The following is a 17,716-nucleotide window of genomic DNA, read 5'->3' as shown; positions in this document are numbered from 1 at the left end:
GTTTTATATTGGTTAATCGTATTCGTTGATATTACGCTAATTTTTATATTTTCAACTAATCAAAAACAGTTTATTTTAAATTTCAGATAAAAACATATAGACATCTAAACGTCTATTGTTATACAGTTATTTTAATCAAATTTATTAAGGTTTATTTTAATGTCATCACATGAAGAAAAAATCACCCTGGCAGGCGGTTGCTTTTGGTGTATTGAAGGTGCATACAACCAATTAATCGGCATTAAATCTGCCATATCAGGTTATATGGGCGGCAGCGCAGCGCTAGCAACTTATGAAGACGTTTGCTCGGGTCAAACCGGCCATGCAGAAGTCGTGCAGTTAACTTTTGATAGCGCAGCGATCACTTGTCGTGAAATATTAGAAGTATTTTTTACGCTACACGATGCCAGCCAATTAAATCGTCAAGGTAACGATATAGGAACCCAGTATCGCTCAGGGATTTTTTATCACAGCAAAGAACAACAGCAAGTTGCTGAAGATATTATTAAAGAAGTCGACGCTAGCAATATGTATAGCTCAGCGGTTGTGACTGAGGTAACTCAAGCGTCAGAGTTCTTTTCTGGTGAAGATGTTCATCAAGACTATTTCAATAATAATCCTGGTAATCCTTACTGTCAGGCAGTTGTTTCACCTAAGCTCGCGAAATTTAGAAAAACGTTCGTAAGTAAATTAAAACCATCATAGGCTTAAAGCAATATTGTCAGCTTGAGAATAAAATCTCATTTTTAACAAAGTGCGGACACTGAAACAATCAGTGTCACGCATTTGCTACCAAGTACTGATTTAATACATTAAGGTATACAGTTTTCTGCGGAATTTATTGGCTAATGGGTCGCCATCAGGTAAAGCCTTTAACACATCCAGATAAAGATCTTTGCTGGCAGCATCACTACTGTCTTTTTGCATTAAACGAAACAGTAACGTCAACGCTTCTTCATGTCGGTTGACTTGGCTGTATTGCGCAACAAGTTGATGTTGTAGAGCAATGTTGTCAACGTCGTCCACTAACTGTGCTTCTAATGCTTTAATTTCTGGTGAGTCCGCGGCTTGACTGGCAAGCTCAAGTTTAGCGATAAGCGCTTGATAGTGACTGTCTTGATCAACCATTAAAATAGTGGTTAATAAAGATTCGGCTTCGCTTATTTTACCCGTTTGTAAATAAACATCTGCCATCATTAATTTAATGTCGGCACGTTCACTATTAAGTTGATAAGCACTATTAATCGCCGTAAATGCATCATTAATATTATTATCAGCTAACAACTTTTGCGCCTGAATAAGTAATAAGTCTTCTTCTTTAGGTAAATGATTCGCTAAAAATTCTTTTATATTGTCATCATCTTGTGGCCCAGTTAAACCATCAAGTGGTTGGCCATCTTTCACTAAAATAGCCGTAGGTAAACCTTGAATACCAAATTGTTGGGCAATTTGTTGCTGAGTTTGACAATCAACCGTGGCGTATAATATATACTGTTCAAAACCCTGCAAGCCGATGGCTAACTTATCTTTAAGCTCCAAACTCTCAGGGACCTGTGCCGCCCAAAAGTCAACTAAGACTAACTTCGATTTTGATTCTTCTAAAATAATTTGTTGAAAATTTTCTAGGGTAATTTCAATGGCATTTGTAGTCACATTCACTTCCATTTAGTTTATTGATGAGCGTCTATATTCTATATTTTGGGGCAATTATAAAAAGCGCAAGTGCCTTAATACAAAAAGCTGAACGCCTATCAATAAAGAGACCTTCAGCTTTAGTACTATATAAGTGTAATAATAATTAGACTTCGTTTAATAACTCGCGAGCAATAATGATTTTTTGGATCTCGCTAGTGCCTTCATAAATAGTGGTAATACGTACGTCGCGAGCCATGCGTTCAAGTGGATATTCTTTAATATAGCCAGCACCACCCATTAATTGCAATGCGTCATAACAAGCAATATTTGCTTTTTCTGCCGCAAATAACTTCGCCATAGAGGCGGCTTTACCAAAGGGTAAACCTTGTTCTTTAGTATAAGCAGCTTGCATTAACAATAAACGGGCTGCTTCTAAATCTGTGTAACGTTCGGCAAGTTTCCATTGTAAACCTTGGAAGTTTGATAATGCTTGGCCAAACTGCTTACGTTCAGTGATAAAGGCACGGGCGTAATCCATGGCGGCTAAACCAATACCTAGCGCTAATGAACCAATACCAATTCGACCGCCCGCAAGTTCGCCAACCGCAACGCCAAAGCCTTTATTTTCTTTGCCCATCATGGCACTAGCAGGTATCCGGCAGTTACTAAAGCTCACTTCATTTGTGGGTGATGCTTTTTGCCCCATTTTTTCTTCTGGCTTACTGACCGTAATACCTGGCGTATTTGCTTCCACTAAGAAACATGAAATACCCTTACCTTTTCGAGCGGTCGCGTCAGTTACCGCCCAAACAACAAAGATGTCAGCAAAGCTAGCACTGGTAATATAGAGTTTGCTGCCATTGAGTAAGTACGCATCACCGTCGAGTACTGCAGAGGTCTTCATGCCAGCAGGGTCTGAACCAGCGTCATTCTCTGTTAAACAAAAAGCACCGGCTTTATATTCACCACTACATATTTTAGGTAAATACTTTTGCTTTTGCTCTTCATTACCAACCGCTTGAATAACTTCAGCAACCATATTTGTCACTGATGCTGTTACTGCGGTTGCTGCACATGCGCGTGCTATTTCTGTTATCGCTAAGCTAAAAGCAACCGTGCCTGCTTCTACGCCACCATATTCTGCTTTAATATTTAAGCCCATAAAACCCAATTCAGTTAACTGCGCAAGGTTGTTGAGGAAAAGTGTTTGATCTTGGGTTTCATCAAGTTCGGCCGCTACAGGAGCTAATTCGCTTTCAGCGAATTTTTTTGCCATATCTTGAATCATCATCTGTTCTTCGGTTAATGATAAATTCATTCGTTACTCACTTTTATATATTAAATTTGTATTTATTTGTATTTAGATGCGTATTTAACAGTTAAATCGCATATTTAAATTTCTTATTATTATTTTTTTCTAATTAACTAAACGATAGCAGCACCGATTTAGATCAATCAACCCAGCACAAACCAAAGTAATGCGACACCTAGAACTAAGCGATAGATAACAAATGGCATCATACCAACTTTTTCCAATAGAATAAGAAAGTAGTGAATGCAGGCATAAGCACTAAAAAAAGCTAACACACTGCCAAGACCAATAGCATTCCAATCAACAGGGCCCGTTTCAGTCATTAATTTTAATGTTAAATAACTCCCCGCCATCGCAATGGCAGGAATTGACAATAAAAAAGAAAATCGAGCGGCATTATCTCGACTTAAGCCAAGCATCAAACCGATTGTCATTGTTATACCTGAACGAGATGTACCCGGAATTAAGGCTACCGCCTGTGCTAAACCAATCAGCATAGCGCCTTTAAATCCTAGCTTTTCAAAATCAATGTGCTCAGTCGCTTTTCTTTTGCCCGCTTTAATGTCAGCAAAACCCAGTAAAAATCCAAAAATCAAGGTAGTAGCAGCAATAACCAACGCAGTACGTAAATGTGCTTCGATGAAGTCTTTGCCGAGCAAACCAAATATTCCTAATGGGATAGTCGCAAATAATATCCACCAGGCAAGCTTGCCATCAAAGCTAGTATTATCGCCTTTTATACTACCCACCCAAGCAACAGCCATATTAGCGACATCTTTACGAAAATATAAAACAACTGCGAGTAATGTTCCAACATGCAAAGCAACATCGAGTGCTAAACCTTGATCTTTCCACCCTAAAACAGCTGAGGGTAAGATTAAATGTGCAGAACTTGATACGGGTAAAAACTCCGTTAATCCTTGGAGAATAGCTAAAATAAATATCTCTGTAATGGTCATTGCTTATTATATTCCTTATGTATAATTCAATTTTTTAATGTCTAACTTTTACAATTGGCTTGACCAAGAAAAGTCTACTGTGGTTATTTGTTGTTGTGTTTTATCGTAAGCTTGCCAAAGTTGTTGGTACGATTTTTTTAAAATGGGGTGTTTAAGATCTGGCGCTACTTCAGCCAATGGCCATAAAACAAAGGCATTTTCTGTGATCTCGGCACGTGGGATTTGTGCTGGAGTGTCCAACACTAAATCATCAAACAGTAATAAATCTAAATCTAAGGTGCGTGGGCTATATTTTTTAGCATCAATTTCTCGACCGTTGGTAAACTCAATTTCGCGAAGTGCTTTAGCCACTTGTACTATATTAAGTTCGGTCGTCGCACCGATCACCATATTATAAAATTCAGCACCGTCAAATCCTACAGCTTTACTAGCAAATAAAGATGATAGCGTTAACTCACCAAGCAGCGCCTCAAGGGCAGTCAATCCTGTCTGTAAATAGTGCTGACGGTCTACATTACTGCCAAGCGAAATATATAAACGCGCCATTACCCATGATTACTGTTATTTGATTGGCTACCACGTTCAATTTCAACACCAACGGTTATGGCATTATACACCGCATTAGGCTTGCCTACTTTCAATTTAAGCCAAGGGATCTGATAAGTTTCGATTAAGAATTTAGCCAAACGCTCTGCTAATGTTTCAATTAAATCTACGGGGTTTTTATTAGCAAATTCGGCTATTTTTACTGATATGTCGGCATAATCGAGTGTTTTAGCTAGCTCATCATTTTCGGCCGGTTTGGCGGTATCCCACCCCATAACTAAATCAATCACTAAGGTTTGTTTGATTTCTTTTTCCCAATCGAAAAAACCTATGGTGGTTTGAATACTCAAGCCTTCAATATAAACTTTATCCATTAACGTACACTCATCTTTAATAAGACAACTAAAAATATAGGTCGATTTTACCTGTGCAAAGTTATAAAAACTAGTGGTTGACGGATCAATTCATTTTTTTTATTAATAGACGATAGAAAAACTTATTTCCATTGACATTATGAAAGGCTAGAATATCTAAAATTGTTGAAAACTTGTTATAATTAACCATCATTTTAACAATGAATTGGGAGATTTTTGTATTAGCGCTCTATTAGTAACACTGATAATAATGCTTGCTGCCTATTTGGTCGGTTCGATTTCTAGTGCTATTTTATTGTGTAAGCTGTTAAAACTTCCAGATCCTCGCACTACCGGCTCAAACAATCCTGGCGCAACCAATGTTTTGCGTATCAGTAACAAATTCATCGCTGCACTGGTGCTGGTCTTTGATATCCTCAAAGGCACTATTCCCGTGTGGGGCGCTTATTTCCTTGATTTAGACCCCCTTAATTTAGGGTTAATAGCATTGGCTGCTTGTTTAGGCCATATGTACCCTATATTTTTTAACTTTAGAGGCGGAAAAGGCGTTGCAACCGCACTGGGTGTATTATTACCGATAGGTTTAGATCTTGGCGGTTTATTGATACTGACCTGGGTAAGTGTGATTTATTTTACCCGATATTCAAGCTTGGCCGCTATTATTACGGTATCGCTTGCGCCTTTTTATATTTGGCTATTAAAACCTCTATATATGTACCCAGTGATGATGCTCTCGGTATTAATTATTTTTCGCCACAAGGACAACATTTGGCGATTAATGAAAGGAGATGAAGGTAAAATATCCTTTACTAAGGCCAAATGAAGTCATTAATGTACCAACTTTACCGCTAGTTATACCGCTGGTAAAGTATCTAACGGCCAGCGTGGTGTCGCTTTAAACGATAAATCTGCATCTGTTCCTGCTTTTAAACGTTGCAAGCCCGCATAAGCTATCATCGCGCCATTATCAGTACAAAACTCAGGACGTGGATAAAAAACTTCACCACCGAGCTTTTTAGTAATTTCCGCTAATTTCTCTCGAAGTGATGTGTTGGCGCTAACGCCACCAGCAATCACTAAACGTTTTAACTCACACTGCTGCAAAGCACGGCGACATTTTATTGCTAAGGTATCAACAACCGCTTCTTGAAATGCATAAGCGACATCGGCATGAGTTTGTTCATCCATACCTTCATTGCCTTGTGCTTTTTGCAACGCTATTTCTTTGCGAATAACGGTACCCGCAGCTGTCTTTAAACCACTAAAGCTAAAATCTAAACCTGGACGATCTGTCATTGGGCGCGGTAATTTATAACGCCCTTTTGTGCCTTTTTCAGCCATCTTCGATAAAGCAGGCCCGCCGGGGTAATCAAGCCCAAGTAACTTAGCTGTTTTATCAAACGCTTCACCCGCAGCATCGTCAACTGATTCACCGAGCAATTCATATCGACCAATGCCGTCAACACGCACTAGCATAGTATGTCCACCCGAAACGAGCAGGGCAACAAAAGGAAACTCTGGCACGTTTTCTTCTAACATAGGCGCGAGTAAATGCCCTTCCATATGATGAACAGGCACAGCCGGAAGTCCCCAGCCGTAAGCTAAACTTCTGCCAATTGAACAGCCTACTAATAATGCCCCCACTAAACCAGGCCCTGCAGTATAAGCAACGCCGTCTAGATCAGCAGGGGTTAAGTTAGCTTCTTTTAACACTTCTTTAATTAAAGGTATTGTTTTACGGACATGATCTCGTGACGCTAATTCAGGAACAACTCCGCCGTAGTCAGCATGAACAGCTATTTGACTATATAAACGATGGGCTACAATACCTTTGGGTAAATCACCTTCTCCGTCATCATAAATAGCAATACCCGTTTCATCACAAGATGTTTCTATACCTAAAATTCGCATAATACCCTTAACCTAAAAGCCTAAATAATGTTTATTTCATTTTATTGAGCGATTTTAACGCCAACTACGTTAGCTATTATACCCATTTGAACAAGGTTGTGATCTACTTTTTATAAGAAAATAGATAAGGGTCAGCGACAACGTTTAATAAATTATTATTCGTTTTCCCCTCGTGAAAGTCAGTGGGTATATAATCAACTTAGTATTAAATCAGTTAATTTTAATTTTAGAAAATATTACACTTTACTTTAACTAGTGCTTAGCTTTAGAATACGTCACCCAATTTTGATAGAGTGGGTGTTTGCGAAGCAATAATGCTTAAGCGATACACCAATCATATAGATACATACTAAGGTTATACATGCCAGTAATTAAAGTTAGAGAAAACGAACCATTTGACGTTGCATTACGTCGTTTTAAACGTTCATGTGAAAAAGCAGGGATCCTTTCAGAAGTTCGCCGTCGCGAATCTTACGAAAAGCCTACTTGGGAACGTAAACGTAAGAAAGCTGCCGCTGTTAAGCGCGCTGCTAAAAAAGTTTCTCGTGAAAACGCTCGCCGCGTTCGCATGTACTAAGATACCTTAGTAGTATTTAAGACTATCGAGTAAAATAAATGAGTTTAATAGACCAACTCAGAGATGAAATGAAAGTTGCGATGCGTGCTAAAGACAAATGTCGTCTTGGTGTTATTCGTATGGCCATTTCATCAATTAAGCAAGCCGAAATCGATCATAACCTTGAACCAACTGATGAGAACATCATTGTGATTTTAACCAAAATGGTTAAACAACGCAGAGAGTCCATCAAAATGTTTACTGACGGTGGTCGTGATGAGTTAGCTGCTAAAGAAGCTGAAGAAGTAACCGCGTTAGGATTTTTTCTTCCGCAGCCACTTTCAAGTGAAGAAATTAGTCAGTTAATTACTAAAACTATTGCTGATACCGGTGCGGCTTCAATGGCTGACATGGGTAAAGTAATGGCGGTATTAAAACCATTAATGCAAGGCAAAGCAGACTTAGGCGTAGTAAGTGGTCAAGTTCGTAATACCCTAAATGCATAACGGATTTTACTAAAGCTTACTGTTTTCGTTTTATTAAAATATACATTTTAAAGCCGTGAAAATTTATTTTCACGGCTTTATTGTTTTATATAATACCTATTTAGCGTTTCACTTGGGTGAGAAGTTAAAAAACACCTATCCAGTACAGGTCAATTAGGTTTAAAATAACATTCGCACAAACAACCAAAGAAAATGTAGACATGACTGGTATGATCCCTCGACAATTTATTGATGATTTATTAGCGCGCGCTGATATTGTTGAATTAATTGACTCTCGAGTGCCGTTAAAAAAAGCTGGCAAAAATTATCAAGCTTGTTGCCCATTCCATACCGAAAAGTCTCCCTCATTCAGCGTTAGCCAAGATAAACAGTTTTATCATTGCTTTGGTTGTGGTGCACACGGTAATGCCATTTCTTTTCTAATGGAGTTTGATCGTTTAGAATTTCCTGATGCCATTGAAGAACTTGCTTCTCATTACAACATGGAAGTGCCTCGCGAGAAAAATAATCAAAGTCCCGCTCAACAAAAACAACAACAACAAGCACATCAACAAAAACAAGATGATTACGAGCTGATGGAAAAAATCAGTCGTTTTTATCAACAACAATTAAAAGTGGCTACCGATAAAGATTCCGCCATTGATTATTTAAAAGGTCGCGGTTTAAGCGGTGAAGTGGTTAAGCGCTTTGGTATTGGTTATATCAGTGACGCTTGGGATGGGGTAATGAAAAATTTTGCCAAAAATCCTTCAGCCACTCAACAACTTGTAGATTTAGGTATGGCAATACCTGGCGATAAAAATCGTCCTTATGATCGTTTTAGAGGTCGTATTCAATTCCCCATTCGTGACAAGCGAGGTCGCGTTATTGGTTTTGGTGGTCGTGTATTGGGAGATGGTACGCCAAAGTATTTAAACTCTCCAGAAACGCGTATTTATCATAAAGGCCATGAACTTTACGGATTATTTGAAGCAAAACAAGCCAATAAACAATTGTCACGATTGGTTGTGGTTGAAGGCTATATGGATGTTGTGGCACTAGCACAACATGGTGTTGACTATGCTGTAGCGTCGCTCGGTACATCAACCACCCCAGAGCAATGCCAAACTTTATTTAGAACCGTTAAAGAAGTTATCTGTTGTTATGACGGTGACCGAGCAGGCCGAGATGCCGCATGGCGAGCCATGGAGAATGCCCTGCCTTTAATTAACGATGGTACGAGTTTAAAATTTGTATTTTTACCTGACGGTGAAGACCCTGATTCGTTGATCAGAGAAAAAGGTCAACAAGCTTTCGAAGAAATTATAGATAACGCCACCCCCTTGTCAGTTTTTCTTTTTGATCACCTTTCTCTACAAGTCAATATGAGCACTTTGGAAGGAAAATCAAAAATGATTGAGCTCTTCCAGCCCTACTTAAATAAGCTGCCTGATAGTACCTTAAAAGATTCAATTTTGACCGAATTAGCCAATAAATTCGCCCGTGGCAACGAAAAACGTTTAGACGAATTACGTAAAAAGAACAATCAAAACAACAAGGCGAGCACGGTAAAGAAGCAAAGTAAAATCACACCATTACGCCTTGCTATTGCATTATTACTTGAGCACCCCCATATCATTAGTGCATTACCAGATATTACTATTTTACAACAACTCGATATGCCAGGTATTCCTTTGCTCAATCGACTGTTAGTTTTATGTAAAGAAAATTCAAAAATTAACAGTGCTCAGCTTATTGAACATTTTCGAGGGACCACTGAAGGTAGCCAATTAACAAAGTTAATGTGCTTACAACATCATGTTGAACCTGAAAATGCTGAATCGATGTTTATTGATGTAATAGAAAGTTTTTTAAACAAATTTATTGAACAACGTACGGAGCAATTGCTTGCCAAAGAACATGCAAGCGGCTTAAATAAAAGTGAGAAACAAGAATTACATAGTTTGTTAAGTGCGTAGCAAACAAAAATAAGTTGAACATAGTTTAACGCTGGCAATATACTAAGCAATTAGCTATAATTTACGGCTTACTGTTTTCATTTTGATAGCCATAATTTAGGTGGACACTCGTCAATGAATCAAGCCCCACAATCTAGACTTAAAGAGCTCATTACCAAAGGTAAAGAGCAAGGTTACTTAACTTTTGCTCAAGTTAACGATCACCTGCCACAAGATATAATCGATTCAGACCAAGTTGAAGACATCGTTAGAATGATCAACGACATGGGTATTCAGGTATTCGAAACTGCTCCAGATCAAGATACCTTGATGATGACAGAAGGTAATACTGATGAAGATGCTGCTGAAGCAGCTGCCCAAGCACTTGCTACGGTTGAAAGCGAAATTGGTAGAACAACTGATCCTGTCCGCATGTACATGCGTGAAATGGGCACGGTTGAGCTATTAACGCGTAAAGGCGAAATTGTTATCGCTAAGCGTATTGAAGAAGGCATTAAGGAAGTTCAGCGTAGTGTTGCTGAATATCCGCCGGCAATCAATTTTTTACTCGATATGTGGGACAACTTTGAAGCTGAAGAAGTACGTTTAACCGATATTATTGTTGGCTTTTTAGACCCTGATGCTGAAGAAGAAGAAATTCCAGCAGCAGCGACGCATATTGGTTCAGAGCTTTCAAAAGAAGAGCTCAACGACGAAGATAAGTCTGATGGCGACGAGGAAGATGAGGAAGAAGAAGATACCGGTCCTTGTCCTGAACTTGCTAAAGAAAAGTTCACTCTACTTCGCAATGCCTACGAAAAAGCAAATAAAGTTATTAATGCTAAAGGTCGCGGTCATAAAGACGCACAAGCAGCGATTGATGATTTAGCTGAAGTATTTAAAGAATTCCGTTTAATTCCTAAACTTTTTGATAAGCTTGTTAAAAACATGCGTAGCGTAATGGATAGATTACGTATTCAAGAACGTTTAATCATGAAGCACTGTGTTGTTGGTGCTGGCATGCCTAAAACAACCTTTATCAAAATTTTTCCAGGCAATGAAACCTCTAAAGATTGGTTTAACGAGCAAAAAGCTGCAGGTCATGCTTATTCAGCAAAATTGTCTGATATTGAGTTAGACGTTGAACGTTGTATTTATAAATTAAATCAATTAGAAAAAGAAACGTTCTTAAATGTACACGGTATAAAAGATATTAACCGTCGTATGTCTATCGGTGAAGCTAAGGCTCGTCGTGCGAAAAAAGAAATGGTTGAAGCTAACCTACGTTTAGTTATCTCGATTGCTAAAAAATATACCAACCGTGGTTTACAATTCTTAGATTTAATTCAAGAAGGTAACATTGGTTTGATGAAAGCGGTTGATAAATTTGAATACCGTCGTGGTTACAAATTTTCAACGTATGCAACTTGGTGGATCCGTCAAGCGATCACCCGTTCAATTGCTGACCAAGCCAGAACGATTCGTATCCCTGTGCATATGATAGAAACGATTAATAAATTGAATCGTATTTCTCGTCAGATGTTACAAGAAATGGGACGTGAGCCAACACCTGAAGAATTAGCTGAACGCATGATCATGCCGGAAGATAAGATTCGTAAAGTATTGAAGATTGCTAAAGAACCTATTTCAATGGAAACCCCTATCGGTGATGACGAAGATTCACACTTGGGCGATTTCATTGAAGATGGTAATGGCGAACTACCTGTTGACTCAGCTACCGCTGAAAACTTGAAAGATGCGACACACGAAGTATTAGCTGGCTTAACCGCTCGTGAAGCTAAAGTGTTAAGAATGCGTTTTGGTATCGATATGAATACCGATCATACGTTAGAAGAAGTGGGTAAGCAGTTTGATGTTACCCGTGAACGTATTCGTCAAATCGAAGCAAAAGCGTTACGTAAATTACGTCACCCTTCTCGCTCTGAGCAACTTAAAAGTTTCTTAGACGGCGAATAAAGCTTTCATTTTTAAATAGATGACTTAAAATCCAGTAATTAATTACTGGATTTTTTTTGTCTTTAATTAACTCTACTCAATTATCAGCCAATCAAATTTTTTATAAAAGGACTTTCAATGCGCGCTCTCATTCTACTATTTTCTTTATTTTTAACACTACCTACTTTAGCAGCTAAATCTGGACCTATCGAAGTAACTCCCTTTGCAGGTTACCGTTTAGGAGGAGACTTTACTATTGCAGGTGACTTTTATGATATGAGTGAGTCCCAATCGTTAGAAGTTGAGATAGATGAAGGCTCAAGCTTTGGAGTGATTGTTGCCTGGCCTTATGACAATAAACGCCAAGGTGAATTGCTGATAAGTCACTATAAGAGTGAATTAATTCCTGCCAGTTTATTAAGCCCTTATACTAGTGACTTATCGGTAACTTACCTACATATCGGTGGTAATGTGCCACTTTCAAATAGCTTAGTTCCCTTTTGGTTTTCTGGTGGCTTTGGTGTTACGCATTTTTCACCCGAGGCAAAAGAACTTGATGATGAAACTAAACTGTCAGTAAACCTAGGGTTTTACAGTAAATTACAACTCAATGACCGTATAGCGATTCGTTTAGGTGCAAGAGTATATGCGACACTTATTGACTCTCAAGACGCACTTTTCTGTGATAACAATACCTGTAAAATCGCAATATCAAGCGATATGTGGGTACAAAGTGAATTATCAGCAGGTTTAACCTTCACGTTTTAAGACTTACTTATCAACAATAATATGCTTAGGATCAGATAGAAATGTTTGGTCCGTTAAGGTTTTCAAAAAAGCAATTAAGTCTTCTTTTTCTGCTTTTGTTAAGACAAACCCTTTAATGAACTGACTTTTCAGTGGATTCTTTCGCCCATCACCTTGATATTCACCCGTAGTAACATTTCGTCCACCAGCGGCATAAAAATCAATAACTTCCGCTAAGCTTCCAATACTGCCGTCATGCATGTAGGGCGCACTAACTTCAATATTACGTAATGTTGGCGCTCTAAATCGGCCATTATCTCTCACTAACGTTGAAATTTCAGACAAGCCAGTATCATGTTTAGGGTAACCTGATTTATCACGACCACTTTGATGGCTAACATTATACAAACCCGTATTATGGAAGGGTCTGCGATCAATAAGCTGTTTTTCATGACTGGTAGACTGAGTGAAATTAAATCCGCCGTGACAATGATGGCATTCAAGCTGCTCTGAGAAAAATAAATTCATACCGCGCAAAGCCGAGGCAGAAATAGCATTGTCATCAGCCAAATATGCATAGCTATCAAAAGGCGAATTTAAAGAAACTAAACTGCGCACGTAACTCGCTAATGCTTTCACAATTAAGTCGAAATTAACGGTTTGATTTGGAAATGCTTTTGTGAATAACATTTGATAAGTTTCTGAGCTAAAGCGTGCCAAAACTTCTTCTTCATGACCCGTTATGCCTAGCTCAACCGGCGATTCACCAAACATAGGTAAGAGTATTTGCTGTTCAATAGAGGTTAAACCGTCGTGTGCCCACGTTAATGTTTTGTTATACGCTATGTTAACTAAAGCAGAGGCATTACGTCGATGTGGTTGTGCGGTGCTACCGAATGAGTGTGGGATATTTTCACCAAAAGCAAACTCTTGATGATGGCAACTGGCGCAAGCTTGTTGTTGATTAGCTGACAAATTTTTATCAAAAAAGAGTTGTTTACCTAAATTGACTTTTGCTTGGGTCATCGGGTTATCTTGTGGTACTTGCGGCTTAGGAAAACCTTCAATAATGGGCCACTGATATTCTCCTGCTAACTCTTTATTATCACTACATGATTGCAGTAATAAGCAAAGCATTACTAAGCCCGACAAATAAAGTGTTGCTGCCTTTAAACGTTGACTAACCATCTATTTGCGCCTTAAGGTTTGTTTTAAATAACATAGACTGATCTGTATTATTGGTATTTATCCCTAGATTTTTAAATAACACTTTACAGCTTTCTTCATCAACCGATGACTGACAACTGTTTGCACGAGTTAATGTTATATCAGTAATTAATGCTGATAAATCAAACTCGATCGTAGTTATTAGTGAAGTGAAAGGCAAAGAAACGACAACTCGATTAGGGTACAAACATTCACTTTTTGGTGAACGAACAGGACTTAAGGCTTTACAACCGATAGAGCCCAGATGAAACAGCCAATCATCATCGGGTGAAGCTAACTCTGCACGCATAAATTTGTGACCACCCTGCCATCCCCAGAACATTGAAGCTTCATTTAACGGGCTAGGCTGTGTTAATGGGTTAAGGTGATTCAATGCAAACGGCACACCTAAGGTAAAACGAATATCGGTTATAACGCTCGCTTCTTTTAGAGGGGTTAATTCAAGTTGCCAATAGTCTTGCTCACCTTCTTCATTACACACCTCTCCCAATAAGGCGACATTCTCTGCTTGATGAGCATTTGTTGTCATCGACCATGACTGCCAACCACTTTTTTTAGTGTTAACTTCAACATCATGTATAAAAAACTGTAATTGCTGATACTGCCAATTTTTTGAGGCCGTACCTAGGAGTTGTTCATTATTACCACTGAAGTGACTGGCACAGTTCAAAGCAACCTGCTTATAAACCGGTTGAAAAGTGAGTGTTATTGGGGACTCTTTTTGAAAACATCCTGAAAGTAACGTAACACTTAGCCCAAAAAGAGTAGTGACAGATAAGATTTTTTTTAATATATAACAGTTCATTTTAATAAGGCTTAATCGTTGAATGCAAAGTAATATTTACATGAAGTTAAGGTAATGTTAACGAGTTGGTTTTAAATTGTACGTTAACTTGCTATGGTAAAGCCATCAAATATTGAGCAGCTAAATAAAAAACGAGTACATTATGGCTAAAATATCACTACCCATGGGTATTGCAATTATTTCAATATCATCACTTATACTTTCTTCCAATATATTTGCGCACTCAGAACATGACAAATCCAGGTTTGTCGCAACCAATGGTGTAGATAAGCAAAGATGTGATAATGTTCTTAGACCATGCAGAACAATAGCCTATGCAGTTAGTCAAGCGAACAAGGGTGATAAAGTACTTGTGGGTTCGGGTGAATTTACCATCACTTCCAGTGAAGAGTTATTCTTTTTAAAAAGTGCTCTTGTGCCAGTTTTTGGAGGCTATAATCGTTTCGATCATTATCAATCACAAAGCCCGCAGTCTAATGTAACCACTTTATATAATATTCCAACTAATATGGTTGATGAATTAAGAAAAAATGGTTTTAGGGTTATTGCCGACGGTAAAGCCTTTGTTAAAGACAAAGACTTGACACTTAAACTTGCCAGTTATCACCAATTAAGTCAAAGCCAATCTGATGAGGCTTGCATAAGTGGTAAGGCAGATGTATTCGACTGTAATAATATCGATTTACTTGCTCACTTTCCTTTATCACAAATGTCGAGTAAACCCGGCGCAGGTAACGATATTTGGGGGCATGTAGATTTAAATACCAATAATGAATTTGCCATAATGGGTGTAAATAATGGTGTGACAGTTGTTAACGTTACCAACCCCACCACTCCTGTTGAAGTAGGTACTGTTCGGGGAGTTAACTCTTCTTGGCGAGATGTTAAAGTTTACCAATACTTTGATGAAAATATTAACCTATGGCAAGCCTATGCCTACGTGACCACTGAAGGAAATAATGGCGGTGTAGCAATTATTGACCTTAACAACCTCCCTAACTCGATAAGCCTAGTTGAGAAGAATAATGTTGTTAGCACATCACATAATGTTTACATAACTAATGTAGACCATACCCTTAATATTACCCTGCCTAACCAAACGGCTTCATTGCAGCTTATTGGCGCAAATAGTAAAAGTGGTGCCTTTCAAAGTTATTCATTAGCAAACCCAAAAACTTTGGTAAATATTAACGCTAATAACTTTGGTAATGGTTACACTCATGATGGCGCTTCTTTGGTAATAGATGACCAGCGCTCGATTAATGATTGTGGCTTAACCTCGGGTAGTTGTACTGTTTTCATTGATTTTAATGAGGACGTTATGAAGTTATGGAATATCACTGATCCTAATAACACAACTCAATTAGGTACAGCCCGTTATAACGATGTTACCCAAAATAATAAGTATGTACATTCTGGCTGGGGAACAGAAGACAAACAGTTTATTTTATTACATGACGAATTTGATGAACAGCGCGGAGGTTTAAACTCTACCGTTAGAATATTTTCGATTGCAGACCTCAATAATCCAACACAAGTAGGTCAGTGGACAGGTCCTACCAGAGCTATAGATCATAATGGCTTTGTTCGTGGCAATAGATACTATATGTCTAACTATGAACGAGGGTTAACTGTTTTAGATATAACAGACCCGACAACTCCGACAGAGGTTGGCTTTTTTGATACTTTCACACCAAGCAATAATGCTAGTTTTAATGGTGCTTGGGGCGTTTATCCGTTTTTACCTTCTGGAAATATTTTAGTCAGCGATATTAATAGTGGGCTCTATGTATTAAAAGACAACACCAATGCTTCAACTAAAGGTATGTTTGGCTTTAAAAATAAAAGCACACAAACCGCTCAAGGAACAACCTTTGACTTAACGGTACAACGTAATGCCTCAAATGCCAGTGCAAGTGCTGCAGTTAGTTACCAGGTAATTCAGGGTAGTGCGAAACAAGATAGTGATTACACAGTAGCAAGTAGCACACTGACTTGGGCAGCAAATGATAATACAGACAAAACAATTAGTATTGTCATTGCTGATGATCCAACAAGTATCGAAGTAGCAGAATCATTTTTTATACGATTATATAATCCAACCGATGGTGCTACGCTCGGTGCTAATAATTACAACACCATCAATATTGATGGGTTAGTCGATAATGGCAGTGGAAGTTTTGAATTTGACCAAGAAACTATTGCAGAAAATGTAGGTGAATACATTGTTAACGTAAATCGTATGGGTAGCACAAAAGGTAACATTGCCTTTGAGTATCAACTGACATCAGGAGAAGCTATTATCGGCAGCGATATGCTTGATGCATCAGGCCAAGTTTCTTGGGCTGACGGCGAAAGTGATACTAAAGAAATTATCCTAACGATTCTTGATGATACCGAAGAAGAAGAAAGTGAGACCTTTACCCTAGCGTTATCAAGCGTTAACGATAGCAACCTTGGCAGTAATGCTCAAATAACGTTTACTATCGCTGATGACGATCAAAATACCGCACCTTTAGTAACACTCAGTGAAGATTTTGAAGTAAACACCGGTCAAACACAAAGTTTAACAGCACAAACAAGTGATAATGAAAATGACACTATGACTTATCTATGGGTGCAAACGTCAGGCTCTGAGGTGATATTAACAAATGCTGAGACCTTATCAGCAAGCTTTACAGCACCCGATAGCGCTGAATCTCTAATGTTTCAATTCACGGCAACAGACTTTAGGGGCGCTTCAACGACAAAGAGTCTTACTATCTCGGTTATTGCACCTCCATTGAATACCGCACCTGTTGTTACCTTAGGAGCGAATGTCGAATTAACCGGTGGAAGAACACAAAGTCTAGCAGCACAAGCAAGAGATGCAGAGAACGATACGATGACCTATCTTTGGGAGCAAACTGCCGGCTCGAATGTAACCTTATCTAATGCCAATACTTTAATCACAAGTTTCACAGCACCCAATACGACTGAGTCACTAACATTTAAATTTACTGCTACAGACTCTAAAGGTTTATCAACAGCTGAGAGTATTATCGTTTCAGTAGTGGCTTCACCTGCAGTAGTTACAACGACATCGACACCAAAAAAATCTTCTGGTGGTTCAATATTTTGGTTAACTATGCTTTCGTTATCTTTATTGGTTAGAAAAAAGTAAAGATTAAGTAATAAGGTTTAGGCAATAGTGATATAAAATCACCCGTATTGCCTAACAATTAAGCGAACAACGTAAAATTTAC

At 38.5% G+C, this 17,716-nt stretch carries 16 protein-coding genes; 8 read left to right on the top strand and 8 right to left on the bottom strand.

The window, feature by feature from the left end:
* The first annotated feature begins 159 nt into the window (after nucleotides 1-159).
* The gene (gene msrA, locus H4J67_RS00385) at nucleotides 160-705 is read left to right on the top strand and encodes a peptide-methionine (S)-S-oxide reductase MsrA (RefSeq protein ID WP_182176338.1); all 546 of its coding nucleotides are present in this window, start codon (nucleotides 160-162) and stop codon (nucleotides 703-705) included.
* 99 nt (nucleotides 706-804) lie between these two features.
* Here the strand turns inward: msrA and H4J67_RS00380 are convergent, their stop codons facing one another.
* From H4J67_RS00380 to folB, 5 genes are all read right to left on the bottom strand, one after another.
* The gene (locus tag H4J67_RS00380) at nucleotides 805-1,653 is read right to left on the bottom strand and encodes a tetratricopeptide repeat protein (RefSeq protein WP_310650676.1); all 849 of its coding nucleotides are present in this window, start codon (nucleotides 1,651-1,653) and stop codon (nucleotides 805-807) included.
* Nucleotides 1,654-1,798: 145 nt separating this feature from the next.
* The gene (locus tag H4J67_RS00375) at nucleotides 1,799-2,953 is read right to left on the bottom strand and encodes an acyl-CoA dehydrogenase family protein (RefSeq protein ID WP_182176340.1); all 1,155 of its coding nucleotides are present in this window, start codon (nucleotides 2,951-2,953) and stop codon (nucleotides 1,799-1,801) included.
* Nucleotides 2,954-3,090: 137 nt separating this feature from the next.
* Nucleotides 3,091-3,906 carry an undecaprenyl-diphosphate phosphatase gene (locus tag H4J67_RS00370; protein WP_182176341.1) on the bottom strand — a complete coding sequence of 272 codons (816 nt, stop codon included), beginning with the start codon at nucleotides 3,904-3,906 and terminating at the stop codon, nucleotides 3,091-3,093.
* Nucleotides 3,907-3,954: 48 nt separating this feature from the next.
* Nucleotides 3,955-4,452, bottom strand: a complete 498-nt coding sequence (gene folK, locus H4J67_RS00365) for a 2-amino-4-hydroxy-6-hydroxymethyldihydropteridine diphosphokinase (RefSeq protein WP_182176342.1) — start codon at nucleotides 4,450-4,452, stop codon at nucleotides 3,955-3,957.
* Nucleotides 4,452-4,826, bottom strand: coding sequence for a dihydroneopterin aldolase (folB, locus tag H4J67_RS00360; protein WP_182176343.1), 375 nt, complete (start codon nucleotides 4,824-4,826; stop codon nucleotides 4,452-4,454). Before folB ends, folK begins: the two co-directional genes overlap by 1 nt.
* A gap of 220 nt (nucleotides 4,827-5,046) precedes the next feature.
* On the opposite strand from folB, the gene plsY reads away from it, so the two are divergent.
* Entirely contained in the window at nucleotides 5,047-5,649 is a 603-nt protein-coding gene (gene plsY, locus H4J67_RS00355; protein WP_310650681.1) for a glycerol-3-phosphate 1-O-acyltransferase PlsY, read from the top strand.
* Between the two features lie 29 nt (nucleotides 5,650-5,678).
* Here the strand turns inward: plsY and tsaD are convergent, their stop codons facing one another.
* On the bottom strand, nucleotides 5,679-6,737 hold the full coding sequence (tsaD, locus tag H4J67_RS00350; RefSeq protein ID WP_070374848.1) for a tRNA (adenosine(37)-N6)-threonylcarbamoyltransferase complex transferase subunit TsaD: 1,059 nt from the start codon (nucleotides 6,735-6,737) through the stop codon (nucleotides 5,679-5,681).
* Nucleotides 6,738-7,098: 361 nt separating this feature from the next.
* Between tsaD and rpsU the strand changes: the two genes are divergently transcribed.
* The 5 genes from rpsU (at nucleotide 7,099) to H4J67_RS00325 (ending at nucleotide 12,460) form a co-directional block, all read left to right on the top strand.
* Nucleotides 7,099-7,314 (top strand): 30S ribosomal protein S21, encoded by a 216-nt coding sequence (gene rpsU, locus H4J67_RS00345; RefSeq protein ID WP_011045067.1) that lies wholly within the window; start codon nucleotides 7,099-7,101, stop codon nucleotides 7,312-7,314.
* Nucleotides 7,315-7,352: 38 nt separating this feature from the next.
* Complete coding sequence (locus tag H4J67_RS00340; RefSeq protein ID WP_182176345.1) at nucleotides 7,353-7,799, top strand: GatB/YqeY domain-containing protein; 447 nt, start codon at nucleotides 7,353-7,355, stop codon at nucleotides 7,797-7,799.
* 200 nt (nucleotides 7,800-7,999) lie between these two features.
* A complete protein-coding gene (dnaG, locus tag H4J67_RS00335; protein ID WP_182176346.1) occupies nucleotides 8,000-9,757 on the top strand; it encodes a DNA primase in 1,758 nt (585 codons plus the stop codon).
* A 114-nt stretch (nucleotides 9,758-9,871) separates the two neighbouring features.
* Nucleotides 9,872-11,713 carry an RNA polymerase sigma factor RpoD gene (gene rpoD, locus H4J67_RS00330; RefSeq protein WP_070374851.1) on the top strand — a complete coding sequence of 614 codons (1,842 nt, stop codon included), beginning with the start codon at nucleotides 9,872-9,874 and terminating at the stop codon, nucleotides 11,711-11,713.
* Nucleotides 11,714-11,830: 117 nt separating this feature from the next.
* Nucleotides 11,831-12,460 carry a hypothetical protein gene (locus tag H4J67_RS00325; protein ID WP_182202524.1) on the top strand — a complete coding sequence of 210 codons (630 nt, stop codon included), beginning with the start codon at nucleotides 11,831-11,833 and terminating at the stop codon, nucleotides 12,458-12,460.
* Nucleotides 12,461-12,463: 3 nt separating this feature from the next.
* On the opposite strand, the gene H4J67_RS00320 is transcribed toward H4J67_RS00325, so the two are convergent.
* Nucleotides 12,464-13,627: an MbnH family di-heme enzyme gene (locus H4J67_RS00320; protein WP_182176348.1), complete on the bottom strand. Its 1,164-nt coding sequence runs from the start codon at nucleotides 13,625-13,627 to the stop codon at nucleotides 12,464-12,466.
* The gene (locus tag H4J67_RS00315; protein ID WP_182176349.1) at nucleotides 13,620-14,471 is read right to left on the bottom strand and encodes an MbnP family copper-binding protein; all 852 of its coding nucleotides are present in this window, start codon (nucleotides 14,469-14,471) and stop codon (nucleotides 13,620-13,622) included. Before H4J67_RS00315 ends, H4J67_RS00320 begins: the two co-directional genes overlap by 8 nt.
* A 142-nt stretch (nucleotides 14,472-14,613) precedes the next feature.
* Between H4J67_RS00315 and H4J67_RS00310 the strand changes: the two genes are divergently transcribed.
* Nucleotides 14,614-17,634 (top strand): choice-of-anchor B family protein, encoded by a 3,021-nt coding sequence (locus H4J67_RS00310; protein WP_182202522.1) that lies wholly within the window; start codon nucleotides 14,614-14,616, stop codon nucleotides 17,632-17,634.
* The last annotated feature ends 82 nt before the right edge of the window (nucleotides 17,635-17,716 follow it).

This window comes from Colwellia sp. BRX10-4 (assembly GCF_014077465.1).
Taxonomy (GTDB): domain Bacteria; phylum Pseudomonadota; class Gammaproteobacteria; order Enterobacterales; family Alteromonadaceae; genus Colwellia_A.
This window is presented reverse-complemented; position numbering and strand designations above follow the sequence as displayed.

Excerpts from the sequence above, each read along its gene's own strand:
- H4J67_RS00310 (WP_182202522.1), top strand. The coding sequence starts at position 14,614 with ATGGCTAAAATATCACTACCCATGGGTATTGCAATTATTTCAATATCA.
- folK (WP_182176342.1), bottom strand. The coding sequence starts at position 4,452 with ATGGCGCGTTTATATATTTCGCTTGGCAGTAATGTAGACCGTCAGCAC.
- H4J67_RS00315 (WP_182176349.1), bottom strand. The coding sequence starts at position 14,471 with ATGAACTGTTATATATTAAAAAAAATCTTATCTGTCACTACTCTTTTT.
- msrA (WP_182176338.1), top strand. The coding sequence starts at position 160 with ATGTCATCACATGAAGAAAAAATCACCCTGGCAGGCGGTTGCTTTTGG.
- H4J67_RS00375 (WP_182176340.1), bottom strand. The coding sequence starts at position 2,953 with ATGAATTTATCATTAACCGAAGAACAGATGATGATTCAAGATATGGCA.
- H4J67_RS00370 (WP_182176341.1), bottom strand. The coding sequence starts at position 3,906 with ATGACCATTACAGAGATATTTATTTTAGCTATTCTCCAAGGATTAACG.
- folB (WP_182176343.1), bottom strand. The coding sequence starts at position 4,826 with ATGGATAAAGTTTATATTGAAGGCTTGAGTATTCAAACCACCATAGGT.
- H4J67_RS00340 (WP_182176345.1), top strand. The coding sequence starts at position 7,353 with ATGAGTTTAATAGACCAACTCAGAGATGAAATGAAAGTTGCGATGCGT.
- rpoD (WP_070374851.1), top strand. The coding sequence starts at position 9,872 with ATGAATCAAGCCCCACAATCTAGACTTAAAGAGCTCATTACCAAAGGT.
- H4J67_RS00325 (WP_182202524.1), top strand. The coding sequence starts at position 11,831 with ATGCGCGCTCTCATTCTACTATTTTCTTTATTTTTAACACTACCTACT.
- H4J67_RS00320 (WP_182176348.1), bottom strand. The coding sequence starts at position 13,627 with ATGGTTAGTCAACGTTTAAAGGCAGCAACACTTTATTTGTCGGGCTTA.
- dnaG (WP_182176346.1), top strand. The coding sequence starts at position 8,000 with ATGACTGGTATGATCCCTCGACAATTTATTGATGATTTATTAGCGCGC.
- tsaD (WP_070374848.1), bottom strand. The coding sequence starts at position 6,737 with ATGCGAATTTTAGGTATAGAAACATCTTGTGATGAAACGGGTATTGCT.
- rpsU (WP_011045067.1), top strand. The coding sequence starts at position 7,099 with ATGCCAGTAATTAAAGTTAGAGAAAACGAACCATTTGACGTTGCATTA.